This is a genomic window from Brevibacterium antiquum CNRZ 918 (assembly GCF_900169145.1).
GTDB lineage: Bacteria > Actinomycetota > Actinomycetes > Actinomycetales > Brevibacteriaceae > Brevibacterium > Brevibacterium koreense.
This window is the reverse complement of the sequence record NZ_FXZD01000001.1, coordinates 326935-338574: the sequence shown is the minus strand read 5'-3', so window position 1 is coordinate 338574 and position 11640 is coordinate 326935. Positions and strand designations below refer to the sequence as shown.

Here is an 11640-nt window from a genome sequence, read left to right as displayed (position 1 = left end):
CTAGTGTTCTAAATAGGCAAGATTTACGCAGCGGCATTGTTCGCCCGGGCGTGTCGCCATTCCGCCTCGAACATCCACGCAATGCAATAGTCCAGGCTGAAGCCGTACCCGCCGCCCAGAGTGCTCGGATCCGCTTCCGCTACCGCCTTCTCGGCAACATCCACCAGCCGTGCCGTGTCGAAGACGTGCCGCCCTCGCTTCCCTCCCTCGAGGGGAAGCAGCTGCGAACCTTCGGGCAGGAAGAAGGCGAATGCAGCCTGCCCGCCCAGAGTTCCGGCGAAGGGTGCTGAGGTCCGTGAGATATTCAACTCATATTTGTGCACCGCCGTGTGGTGTGTGCGGCAGAGCAGGATGAGATTGTCCAGGTCTGTCGCTCCTCCCTGTGACCAGGGGCGGATATGGTGAGCGTCGCACCTCCTGCGGGCGCGGCAGCCGGGGAACTGGCATCCCATGTCCCGCGCGCTCAGCGCCAGGCGTTGGCGTCTGCTCACCAGCCTCTTCGAACGGCCGAGCATGAGCACGTCGCCATCGGCGTCCTTGATCGCCCCGCTGATCAGGGCTTCACAGCTCAGCCGTTCTGCCGTCGCCGAGGTGATGCCTCCGAAGCCGTCAACCCGACAGGTCAGGTCCTTCTTCCGCTCCGCAGGCGTCCCCGCGGGGACGCCGTTGAGGGCAATATCGATGGCCTCGTGCTCAGCGGTTGCAGTATCAGCGGCTTCGGCACAGGCACCGAATCGGGTCACCACCTCAGCGGAGGCATGTACGAGCATGCGGGCGCGGTCGACGTCAACGGTGCCGGATGGCTCCGCCTGCGAAAACGCATGCACGATCTCCATCAGGCACATGACCTGCGAGATCGGCTCGTACAACTGCTTCTCCTGCTCGTCGCTGTCGGCATCATCCGTGAGTGCCTGCTGTTCGAGGACATGCCGAGCAGCGTCGAGCATCGAAGAGAATTCAGCGGCTTCATCCTCGCCCAGGTCGATCGTGATGCGGGTCCGTCCGGGTTCTGTGGTTCGCATACTCACGCTGTCGCTGGGAAGGAATCGGGGAACCTCACCGGTCTCGTTCGCGGCGGACAGCTGGAGGTAGTTGCGAGCTATCACACCGATCTGGCTTCCGGTGGAGACGTCGGCCAGGCGCAAGGCCTCCTCATCGGGGATCCGGCCCACCAGCCTGGTGACCTCGCGCACCTTGGAGAAGCTGACAGCTCCCTCCCCCAGGCTCTCCTTCACCTTCGGCATTTCGCGTAATGCCATCATCACTCGAACGTATTCCCGTGCGGTGTGTGCGCTCACAGCAGCGATGTGCATGACCCACTGAGGCAACGATGTCACGCCCACCCACTGTGCCCACAGACCCCGACGTTCGACCTCATCGATGAGTGCAATGACACGGGCATGACAGAAGGCGATGCACGAGATGTTGCGTCGAATGTCGGCAACCAGCTCCTCGGGAGTGAGATCGCACAACCCAGTCCCGGCATCGGTCTCAGCCTCAGCGCCGGCCCCAGCGCTCGGCTCGGTGCGCAGGGCTTGCGCCTGCGGTCTCGAGTCTTTGCCGTAGTCACTGGGATCGACGCTCAGCACGTTGAGAATCTCTGAATCTGCGAACGGATCCGGATCGTCTGCGAACGGATCTGCAGCCGTGTTCTCGACCATGGTTCCCACCTTTCCCCTTCGGCCTCCCTGGCCGTTCGGTTCATGAGTCCCCGTGACCTCGAACCGTACTTTCACCATACGAAGCACCACTGACATGAGATCCCGACCAGACTGCCTCACACCGTTGCATGGGTATGTTTCTTCCTAATCTGTTTCGTATCTGATATATATCTGTTCTGCAGAATTTGATTCTCCTGATTGTTGGCACGTCCCCGCGGGGACGCACCAATCAATGCGAGCCTCACGCCGTAGGCTGATTGCATGAGCGAAGAGACGAACGACGACGCAGGCCTCTCCCCTATCGGCCTGCAGGATTCACCCCGTGAGGCGGCCACTCGGACCTCCTACGATGCGATCGCCGAGACCTATACGGGCTGGATTGCAGACGAGCTCACGGCCAAGCCACACGATCGAGCCGTCCTCGGTGCCTTTTCGGAGCTCGTACTCGCCACAGGGGATTCCCAGACGCTTGAAATCGGGTGTGGCCCAGGTCGGATCACTGCATTCCTTGCCGCTTTGGGTCTGACTCCGACGGGCCTCGACCTTTCCCCCGCCATGATCGCCCTAGCAACGCGCCACTATCCCGCCTTCGACTTCGTCACCGGCACCATGACCGCACTGCCGTATGGCGACGACAGCTTCTCCGGGCTCCTGGCGTGGTATTCCATCATCCATGTTCCCGATGAGTCCCTGCACACCGTCTTCGCCGAGGCGGCACGAGTGCTGCGGCCGGGAGGCCTGTTCCAACTGGCCTTCCAGCTCGGCGACCGAGTCGACCATCAGTCCGAGGCAGCCGGGTTCGACGTCGATCTCGACTTCCACCGCCGCTCGATCGATCAGGTTCTCACAGTTCTCGATGAACACGGTTTTGCTCCCGTGACCCGGCTCGAGCGGGAGCCGGACCAGGCAGGCCAGTTCCCAGAGACGACGCGACAAGGCTATCTGCTCGCCCGCCTCGACCGCGCCTCGAACCCGCCAAGACCGCGCCCTGGGATCGTGCAACGGCCGAAAAGTGACAAAATGGTAGTCCTATGAACATCGACATCGTCTTCCACACGCCTGAGATCCCCGGCAACACCGGCAACGCCATTCGCCTGGCCGCGGTCACGGGCGCCCACCTCCACCTCGTCGAACCGCTTGGCTTCGATCTCTCCGATGCGAAACTGCGTCGTGCAGGACTGGATTATCACGATCTTGCCCACGTCACCATCCACGCGTCACTGACGGATCTGTGGGACCACCTCGGCGAGCGTCGAGTCATCGCATTCACCACCCATACACACGAGTCCTTCGCCGAGGTCGACTACCGTGACGGTGATGTCCTCCTCTTCGGTCAGGAGTCGACGGGCCTGCCCGATTCCGTCGTCGCTGACGAGCATGTGGATCTGTCCGTGCGCATCCCGATGCTTCCATCCAGGCGTTCGCTCAACCTCGCCAATTCCGCGTCGATCGCGATCTACGAGGCTTGGCGCCAACAGGGATACAGCGGGGCTTGAACCCGCGTAGACTTCTGCCCGATACACAATCCTGAAAGGACCACTATGACCTCCAAAGTGCTCACAATCGCCGGTTCCGACGTCTCAGGCGGAGCAGGGCTCGAAGCCGACCTGAAGATGTTCGAAGAGTACGGCGCATTCGGTACCGCGGCCGTGACCTGCATCGTCACCTTCGATCCTGCCGACAGCTTCAGCCACGTCATCGAGTTCATCGACCCTGAGGTCGTGACCCGCCAGCTTGAATCGACGCTGGCCGTACACAAATTCGCCGCCCTCAAGTCGGGCATGCTCGGTTCGGTGGAGAATGCCCTTGTCCTGGCCGAGAAGCTGAAGACCAATGAGCTTCCCTATGTCTTCGATCCCGTCCTCGTCTGCAAGGGTGCGGGCACGATGGTCGATCTCAAGGATCTTTTCGTCGACAATCTCGTGCCTTTGGCCACCGTCATCACCCCGAACCTCGAGGAAGCCGCAACGCTGGCCGGCATCGATCCGATCGATTCGGTTGAGGGAATGATCGAGGCTGCGAGGATCATCCACAATCAAGGTGCGAAGAACGTCGTCGTCAAGGGCGGCGCACGTCTGGCCGGTGACGACGCGATCGACATTCTCTTCGATGGTCAGACCGTCACGACGCTGCGTTCACGCAAGGTCAATGAGAAGCTCGTCAACGGTGCAGGCTGTTCGTTCGCCTCATCCATCGCCGCTGGAATCGCCACCGGACTGAGCATTGAGGATGCAGTTGTCTCGGCGAAGGAGAAGGTCGCCCACGGCATCGCGAACTGCCTCGACAACGCCACAGGCGTGGCCTCGCTGTTCCACCCCGCGGCACGCACTCAGCCCTCACCCGATGTGCGCGTCAGCGTGGACTGACCGAACTGATTCGCTCGAGCACAGAGAAAAAGAGAACTGCCCCGCACACCGTCAAGGGCGTGCGGGGCAGTTCGCATGAGTCAAGTGTGACGGTCGCAACCGTCGTCTCGGTCGAAACCGATAGGGGATCAGCGCTTGCCGAAGCCCTTGTAGCGATCCTTGAACTTCTCGACGCGGCCTGCGGAGTCGAGGATGCGCTGCTTTCCGGTGTAGAACGGGTGCGATGAGCTCGAGATCTCAACATCGATGACTGGGTAGGTATTGCCATCTTCCCACTCGATCGTCTTCTCGCTCTTTGCGGTCGAACGGGTGAGGATCTTGGTTCCCGATGACAGATCGTTGAACACGATCGGTGCGTATTCCGGGTGGATGTCCTTTTTCATATTCTTACCTTTGCTGAATCCGCTCAGGCGCCTGGTATGGGTCGACCCATCCGCCAGTGCCCGAATTCGTCTGCTGGACACGCCCCGCACCGTAGGAACCGGACACGAAGCGACAGTCCAGTCTATCTGATGGGCTGGCCCAAAGCGATTCCCACACCGTCTCCTAAACTGTGGCCATGAACACCAAGGAACGCATCTCAGCGCAATTCGACATCACTCCCGCGAAATCCGCGCCCGAGCTCATGGCCAAGCCCACCGCTGAGGCGATGTCGTCGGTCACCGGAGACGTCGACGCGTTCGCCATCGACCCGCAGATCGCCGACACGTCGGCCCTGCTCGACGCCACCGGTCTCGGACCGGAGACCTCGGCCAACTGTGTTCTCGTCGCGGGTTCGCGCGCCGGTGAGGAAAGGATCGCTGCCTGCATGGTGCTCGCCAACACGCGTGCCGATGTGAACAAGCGCGTGAAGAAGCTCCTCGACGTGCGCAAGGCCTCATTCCTGCCCATGGACCGTGCGGTCGATGAATCAGGGATGGAGTACGGCGGCATCGGCCCGATCGGTCTGCCTGCCAACTACCGGATTCTCATCGACACACGTGTGGCCGAGGCCGACGAGCTCATCATCGGTTCGGGCATCCGCGGTTCCAAGCTCATGCTCTCCGGCGCAGCGCTGGCATCGCTTCCCACCGCCGAGGTGGTCGAGGGGCTCGCGAACGAGATCAGCTGAGGTCGTCGGTCAGCTCAGTCCTGCCTTGTCGAGAACATAGGTGATGAGCGGTTCGTAGAGATACGGGACGACGTCGTCATCGAGGGGAACGGTGACCTCGATTGTCCCCTGTGCCTCGGCGACGAAGAGGGCCGGATCGTTGCAGTCGGCATAGCCCAGCGTGCGCAGTCCACGACTCGATGCCGCACCGGCCCACCCGTGATCGGCCACGATCAGATCCGGGGTCTGGCCACCTCGGCGGGTGATGTCGTCAAGAAGGGCGTGCATGGGCTCGGCGAGGTGAGTATGCGGGGTTCCGCCGTGCTGGTGCCAGGTCCACACCCGGTTGATCTGCCGGCAGTCACCGCCAAGATCTGGGACGGGAACGGCGTTGGCCTGGTGCGCGATCCGAGCACCGTGGGCTTCGGCGGCCGCGGCGATCGCCATGTGCACAGGAAGCAGCCCCGCAGGGTGGCCTGTGGCGAAGAGGATCTCTCCCCCGGCGCGGGTGACATCCCCGATGGTCGTGGCCAGTGTTTCAAGAGAGTCGATGCAGCGCTCGGTCGAAATCGTATCGACGCCCTCAACGAAGTCCGTCTCGGGACGCAGCCCGCACCGGTCGACCATGACGGCAAATACCGAATCGTAGTCCCAGTCCTGAGTGAGTTCGACGCCGAAGTCGAATTGCTTCTCCTGTGCCAGGAAACGGTGGATGTGGGAGAGGTTGTTCTCTCTGGGAGTGGCCACCTCTCCCGTGATGCGTCCAGTCTCCAAGGCATGCGCAAGTGTGGTGCGGTCCACTGGTCTCCTCATTCGGGTCTGATCTGCTCGCTATCAGTGTCCCATAGAGGGCCCCACCCCCTGGTCAGCGCGGTGGAGTCCAGCGCCCGCTTTCCACATCGGATTGTGACGTTCTACAGATCTGGAAGCGGCACGCGACCGATCATTGCCGTAAGCATCTCACGGGCACTCATCCTCATCTCATGCGTCCCGGTTCCCAGCTCCAGATCGACGTCCTCGGCAACCAGCCGACGCCCAGTCAGCTCGACGATCGCCGCCTTTGGTCGTATACAGCACAATCGAGTCGTTCATAGTCACACCATAGCCTGCGCCACCGACGCCACCTCAGTCGGTCTGCAGGGCGAAGCAGGCCACCGCCGAGGCGGCTGCGACGTTGAGCGAGTCGACTCCCCCGGACATCGGGATCATCACCGTCGAATCACAGGCGGCGATCGTCGAGCGTCGCAGCCCGTCGCCTTCGGTGCCGAAGACAATGGCGGTGCGTTCGGGCGCATCGGCGGCGAACTCTCGGATCGCCACAGAGTCCTCATCGAGAGCCAATGCTGCGACATGGAAGCCGAGCTCCCGCAGGGAGTCGACTCCGGCAGGCCAGGATTCGATGCGCGTCCACGGCACTTGGAACACGGTGCCCATCGAGACTCGAATGGAACGCCGGTAGAGAGGATCGGCACACCTCGGCGTGATCAGAACCGCATCGACTCCGAATGCGGCCGCGGACCGAAAGATCGCACCCACGTTCGTGTGATCTACGACGTCTTCGATGACGACGATGCGCTTGGCCTCCGCGACGAGCCGCCCGAGATCGGGCGCCTGTGGCCGGTGCATGGCCGCCAGAGCGCCACGGTGGAGGTGGAAGCCGGTGAGAGATTCGACCGCCGCATCGGTGCCGATGTGGATCGGGGCATCATTGTCGGCGATGAGGTCGGCTAGGTCGAAGAGCCATTTGGGGCTGGTCAGATACGAACGCGGAACCATGCCCGCGGCGTGGGCACGGCGGATGATCTTCGACGATTCGGCGATGAACAGTCCCTCGGCCGGTTCGCGCACACTGCGCAGGGCGACATCAGTCAGCTGGGTGTAGTCGTGCAGGTCCTCCGTCGATGAGGCCAGTGTCTCCTCATCGAAGAAGTGCAGACGGTTGGCGTCGATGCCGTGCTCGGCGGCGCGATCGATGACCTGTTGCCTGGTCAGTGGCGCCTTCGCCGGAGTGTTCATGCTTCCACCATCCGATCGATCACAGCGTCAGGATGCGCCAGATTGCGACGAGGCCGAGGATGACGATGAAGGTGCGCAGCAGCACAGGCGAGAATTTCCGTCCCACGCGGGCTCCGAAGTAGCCGCCGATGAGTGAGCCGATCGCGATGCAGATGACGGCAATCCAGTTGAGCCTATCGTGGCCGACGATGATGTATGTGCTCGCCGAGACTGTGTTGACGACGAGGACCAGAACGTTCTTCAGCCCGTTGAGACGCTGCAGGTCATCGGGCAGGAGCAGCCCGAGCAGTGCAATGAGGATGATGCCCTGGGCGGCGGCGAAGTAGCCGCCGTAGATCGCGGTGAGGAAGACGACGACGAGGACGAGTATGTAGCGCCCGGTGGAGAGCGTGTCGCCGACCGACGCCTCCACATGCTCCTCCCCTGCCCTCTGGGCACGGCGCACCGAACGGTTCTTGAGGTAGCGGGACAAGCCCGGCTGGCCCACGACCATGACGAGGGCGAGAACGAGGAGGACCGGGACGATCGTCTCAAAGGCGTCCTCCGGAAGATGGAGCAGCAGATAGGCACCGGTCAGCGAACCCAAGACGGAGGCCGGCACGAAGCCGAGGATGCGCCGCCATTGGCCCCGCAGCTCCTCCCGGTAGCCGAAAGAGGATGCGATGTTGCCCGGGATTAGGCCGACCGCATTGCTCATCGTCGACACGACCGGGGGCACACCGAAGGCGACGAGCGCCGGGAAGGTGATGAGAGTGCCGGAGCCGACAACGGCGTTGATGCCTCCGGCAGCGATTCCGGCGAGGACGATCAGCGCAATCTGCCACAGTTCCATTCCGAGAACTGGGTCCATGCTCAGTGCTGGGACCGGGCGTGGAACCGCTGCCCGTCGCGGGTGAGTTTGACGTCGATGCCGAAGGTCGCCGAAAGATTGTCAGCCGTCAGAGTCTCATCGATGGGGCCAGCAGCAAGATCAGTGCCCTCAGCCAGCAGCAGCACGTGTGTGATGCCCGCAGGGATCTCCTCGACATGGTGGGTGACCATGATCGTCGCCGGAGCCCACTTCGAGGACAGGATCTCCGTCAATGCGGCCAGCAGCTCTTCACGTCCGCCCAGGTCGAGACCGGAGGCGGGCTCGTCGAGCAGCAGCAGCTCCGGATCCGTCATCAGCGCACGTGCGATCTGCACACGCTTGCGTTCGCCTTCTGACAGCGTGCCGAAGGTGCGATCAGCCAGGTGTGTGATGTTGAACGCGCCGAGGAGATCCTTGGCGCGATCCACGTCGGCGGTTTCATACTCCTCGACCCAGCGGCCAGTGACACCGTAGGCGGCGGTGAGCACGGTGTCGAGCACGGCTTCAGTCAGTGGAATGCGGCTGGCCAGGGCTGTCGAGGCGTAGCCGATGCGTGGGCGCAGTTCGAAGACGTCGACGCGTCCGAGGCGCTCCTCCAGGATTCCGACTGAACCCGTCGTCGGGTGCATTCGTCCTGCGGCCATTTCCAGCAGAGTCGTCTTCCCGGCGCCATTGGGTCCGAGAACGGCCCAATGCTCACCTTCGGAGACGGTCAGGGAAAAATCTTGGAGGAGGAAATTCTCTCCTCGGCGCACGGAAACAGAATCCAAAGTCAGGACATCACTCATATCATCCAACTCTATCGCAGGCACGGCGTCTATTCTGGTTCGACATGGACTTGACTACCGACTCACTGCTGCTGACCCTGGCGATGAACCATCGCCTGCACTCCAGCCTCGCCCCTGACGAGGTCAGTGCCGCCTTCCTCGACGACGATCGTGATGTCCCTCTCATCGTCGCCGACGAGGTCTTCGGCACCTCACCGCCGACGGGGCTGCTGCTCTTCACCGCCGAGGCTGGCGCCGCCGGAATCACGCATGCCCGGCTGGCCCTGCACCATCCTTCACTGCCGCATACGACGCCTCCCGTGGACAAGTCCGACCGGCTCAAGGTCGGTCGGCATACCGCTCCGATCGTCCTCCACGCCGGCTCCCACCAGGTGGGGGTGGTCCTCCTCGGCGCCGAGGCGAACGTCGAGGTCATCGCCTGCCGAGACACGGTATTTCGCACGGTCACCGTGGCAACCCCCGCCGAGGCGCTGCGCAGACTGCGGCTGCTCGTCATGGAGGGCTTGAGCCTCATCGAGTCGGTCGAGGTACCGGCCGACTGGCGAGAGGGACCGTGGCGGGATTGGCAGGAGGAGCTGAGTTCGACTCACCCGATATCGAAGCTCATCCCCTCGGTCGCCGACGCTCGAGCCATCTATGCCGCACTGGACATCCATGAGCGGATGCGCACGGTGCTGGCTCCGGCCACGGTGACACCGCCTGCCTTCGGTGATCTGCTCTCGCGTCTCCACCCCGCGGCCGCCGACTACATCATGGCTGTCGCTACGATGAAGGGGTGAATGACTCTAAGAACTCAATCCAGCTGCTGGTCATGGACGTCGATTCCACGTTCATCAATGAGGAGGTCATCGACCTCATCGCCGTCCATGCCGAGGTGGGCGACCAGGTTGCCGACATCACGGAGCGCGCCATGGCCGGCCAGTTGGACTTCGCTGCGTCGCTGACCGAGCGAGTCGCGCTGCTCAAGGGTCTGCCGGTCTCAGTCCTCGACGAGGTGCGGGCCCAGATCACGTTGACGAGGGGCGCTCGCGAACTGGTCGCGGCGGTCCAGTCCGGCGGTGGCGTCGTGGCCTTGGTCTCCGGTGGCTTCACCCCGATCATCGCTCCGGTCGCGGAGACGATGGGCATCACGGAGGTGTTTGCCAATGGTCTCGACTCCGACGAGGGCTTGTTGACCGGCCTCACGAGTGGTCGGGTCATCGATCCGAGCGCGAAGGCGGAGATCTTCGGGCAGCTGACACGGAAATATGAATGCGATCCCGCCCGAACCGTGGCCATCGGCGACGGGGCCAATGACGTCGGCATGATCGCGGCTGCGGGCCTGGGGGTCGCCTTCTATGCGAAGCCGGCTCTCGTCGCCGCCGCTGATGTCTCGGTGACGAATCGTGATCTGCGTGAGGTGCTGGCCCTCATCGAGGCAGGCGCACAGGAGTGAAACTCACTGCGCGTGGAGAGATCAGGGTGAAGAGAACTCAGGCGCCTGACACTCGTTCAGACGCCTGAGCTACTTGTCTGCTGCAGCGCTCAGACCCCGAGGAAGACTCTGAGTTCCGGTGCGGGATAGTTCCCGTCCTCGACATCCCAGCTGTCGAGGACGAACACCGCAAGCGATGAGGGACGGAACGCCTCCGGGACCCCGGTGGCAGGGCACAGGTGGCCGACCACCTCGGCGACGGTGGGCTGATGGCCCACGATGTAGGCGCACTGGGCATCGGCCGGGATCGAGTTGATCGCGTCGATCCAGTCCTCGACTCCCCCACCGTAGAGGGACTCGTCCCGGCGCAGTTCGAGGCCAGCACCGGTTTCAGGTTCCCCGTTGTACCGGTTGACGGCTTCGACCACGGCCTGTCCCGTCTGGACCGTGCGCCTGGCCGCCGAGGCGATGGCCACATCAGGTGACCAGCGCTCGGCGATCTCGGCTCCGGCTTCAACGGCCTGAGCCAGTCCCTTGGCGTTCAACGAGCGTTCGAAGTCCGTCGGGCCCTCGGCTTCGGCTTTCGCATGGCGGGCGAGAATGAGCACAGGCATCGTCTTCGTCTCCGGTTCGGTGTGTGGCTCAGGCGCCGGTGGAGTGGAATCCGCCGTCGACGTGGACCATCTCGCCGGTGGTGGCGGGGAACCAGTCCGAGAGCAGAGCGACGATCGCCTTTCCTGCCGGAGTGGTGTCCTTCTGATCCCAGCCCAGCGGTGCGCGATCGCCCCACATGTCCTCGAGGGTTCCGAAGCCGGGAATCGAGGTCGCGGCAGTGGTCTTCAGCGGTCCGGCCGAGACGAGGTTGACGCGGACGCCGTCCTCGCCGACGTACTTCGCGAGGTAGCGAGCAGTGGACTCGAAGGCGGCCTTGGCCACGCCCATCCAGTCGTAGACCGGCCAGGAGATCGTGGCGTCGAAGGTCAGTCCGACGACACCGGCACCCTTGTTGAGCACGGGCTTCGCGGCGACCGTGATGGCCTTGAGCGAGAATGCGGAGACGTGGATCGCAGCGGACACCGACTCCCACGGGGTGTCGAGGAAGACGCCGCCGAGTGCGTCCTTGGGAGCGAAGGCGATGGCGTGCACGATGCCGTCGATGTTGCCTTCGAGACGCTCGGGTAGTGCTGCCAGGTCCTCATCGTTGGTGGCATCGAGTTCGATGACCTTCGGGGTCTCGGGCAGGCGTTCGGCGATCACCTGGGTGATCTTCATCTGGCGCCCGAAGCTGGAGAGGATGACTTCGGCACCCTGCTCCTGAGCGATGCGGGCGGCTGCGAAGGCGATGGACGCCTCGGTCAGAACGCCGGTGACGAGGATGCGCTTTCCGTCAAGAATTCCCATTGTGGTCCTTTCAAACTGTTCAAACGTGGGTGAAATCGTTGTCGTCGACGCTGT

General features: G+C 63.1%; 14 protein-coding genes. 6 read left to right on the top strand and 8 right to left on the bottom strand.

Annotation, left to right across the window (positions count from 1 at the left end; genetic code table 11):
- Positions 1 to 23 precede the first annotated feature (23 nt).
- Positions 24 to 1661 carry an HNH endonuclease signature motif containing protein gene (locus tag BANT918_RS01490; protein ID WP_167389350.1) on the bottom strand — a complete coding sequence of 546 codons (1638 nt, stop codon included), beginning with the start codon at positions 1659 to 1661 and terminating at the stop codon, positions 24 to 26.
- Between the two features lie 261 nt (positions 1662 to 1922).
- Between BANT918_RS01490 and BANT918_RS01485 the strand changes: the two genes are divergently transcribed.
- The 3 genes from BANT918_RS01485 to BANT918_RS01475 are packed head-to-tail and all read left to right on the top strand — an operon-like array spanning position 1923 to position 4027.
- The gene (locus BANT918_RS01485; protein ID WP_101618645.1) at positions 1923 to 2696 is read left to right on the top strand and encodes a class I SAM-dependent methyltransferase; all 774 of its coding nucleotides are present in this window, start codon (positions 1923 to 1925) and stop codon (positions 2694 to 2696) included.
- Positions 2693 to 3157, top strand: a complete 465-nt coding sequence (locus BANT918_RS01480) for a tRNA (cytidine(34)-2'-O)-methyltransferase (protein WP_101618644.1) — start codon at positions 2693 to 2695, stop codon at positions 3155 to 3157. Before BANT918_RS01485 ends, BANT918_RS01480 begins: the two co-directional genes overlap by 4 nt.
- Positions 3158 to 3202: 45 nt before the next feature.
- Positions 3203 to 4027 carry a PfkB family carbohydrate kinase gene (locus BANT918_RS01475; protein ID WP_101618643.1) on the top strand — a complete coding sequence of 275 codons (825 nt, stop codon included), beginning with the start codon at positions 3203 to 3205 and terminating at the stop codon, positions 4025 to 4027.
- A 128-nt stretch (positions 4028 to 4155) separates the two neighbouring features.
- On the opposite strand, the gene BANT918_RS01470 is transcribed toward BANT918_RS01475, so the two are convergent.
- Positions 4156 to 4410, bottom strand: coding sequence for a type B 50S ribosomal protein L31 (locus tag BANT918_RS01470; RefSeq protein WP_101618642.1), 255 nt, complete (start codon positions 4408 to 4410; stop codon positions 4156 to 4158).
- A gap of 176 nt (positions 4411 to 4586) precedes the next feature.
- Between BANT918_RS01470 and BANT918_RS01465 the strand changes: the two genes are divergently transcribed.
- Complete coding sequence (locus tag BANT918_RS01465; RefSeq protein ID WP_101618641.1) at positions 4587 to 5138, top strand: YbaK/EbsC family protein; 552 nt, start codon at positions 4587 to 4589, stop codon at positions 5136 to 5138.
- Between the two features lie 9 nt (positions 5139 to 5147).
- Here BANT918_RS01465 and BANT918_RS01460 read toward each other — a convergent pair whose 3' ends face one another.
- The 4 genes from BANT918_RS01460 to BANT918_RS01445 form a co-directional block, all read right to left on the bottom strand.
- Positions 5148 to 5918 carry a phosphatase gene (locus BANT918_RS01460; protein WP_208617965.1) on the bottom strand — a complete coding sequence of 257 codons (771 nt, stop codon included), beginning with the start codon at positions 5916 to 5918 and terminating at the stop codon, positions 5148 to 5150.
- Positions 5919 to 6242: 324 nt separating this feature from the next.
- Positions 6243 to 7133 (bottom strand): TrmH family RNA methyltransferase, encoded by an 891-nt coding sequence (locus tag BANT918_RS01455; RefSeq protein WP_101618639.1) that lies wholly within the window; start codon positions 7131 to 7133, stop codon positions 6243 to 6245.
- Between the two features lie 19 nt (positions 7134 to 7152).
- On the bottom strand, positions 7153 to 7965 hold the full coding sequence (locus BANT918_RS01450; RefSeq protein ID WP_101618831.1) for a sulfite exporter TauE/SafE family protein: 813 nt from the start codon (positions 7963 to 7965) through the stop codon (positions 7153 to 7155).
- 20 nt (positions 7966 to 7985) lie between these two features.
- A complete protein-coding gene (locus BANT918_RS01445) occupies positions 7986 to 8771 on the bottom strand; it encodes an ABC transporter ATP-binding protein (RefSeq protein WP_101618638.1) in 786 nt (261 codons plus the stop codon).
- Positions 8772 to 8815: 44 nt separating this feature from the next.
- Here BANT918_RS01445 and BANT918_RS01440 point away from each other — a divergent pair, with 44 nt between their 5' ends.
- Together BANT918_RS01440 and serB are read left to right on the top strand one after the other, a co-directional pair.
- The gene (locus BANT918_RS01440) at positions 8816 to 9550 is read left to right on the top strand and encodes a hypothetical protein (RefSeq protein ID WP_101618637.1); all 735 of its coding nucleotides are present in this window, start codon (positions 8816 to 8818) and stop codon (positions 9548 to 9550) included.
- Positions 9547 to 10206 (top strand): phosphoserine phosphatase SerB, encoded by a 660-nt coding sequence (serB, locus tag BANT918_RS01435; protein WP_233430308.1) that lies wholly within the window; start codon positions 9547 to 9549, stop codon positions 10204 to 10206. The genes BANT918_RS01440 and serB overlap by 4 nt, the downstream gene beginning before the upstream one ends.
- Before the next feature lie 89 nt (positions 10207 to 10295).
- On the opposite strand, the gene BANT918_RS01430 is transcribed toward serB, so the two are convergent.
- Both BANT918_RS01430 and fabI read right to left on the bottom strand, forming a co-directional pair.
- On the bottom strand, positions 10296 to 10799 hold the full coding sequence (locus BANT918_RS01430; protein ID WP_101618636.1) for a SixA phosphatase family protein: 504 nt from the start codon (positions 10797 to 10799) through the stop codon (positions 10296 to 10298).
- Positions 10800 to 10827: 28 nt separating this feature from the next.
- Positions 10828 to 11586 (bottom strand): enoyl-ACP reductase FabI, encoded by a 759-nt coding sequence (gene fabI, locus BANT918_RS01425; RefSeq protein WP_101618635.1) that lies wholly within the window; start codon positions 11584 to 11586, stop codon positions 10828 to 10830.
- Between the last annotated feature and the right edge of the window lie 54 nt (positions 11587 to 11640).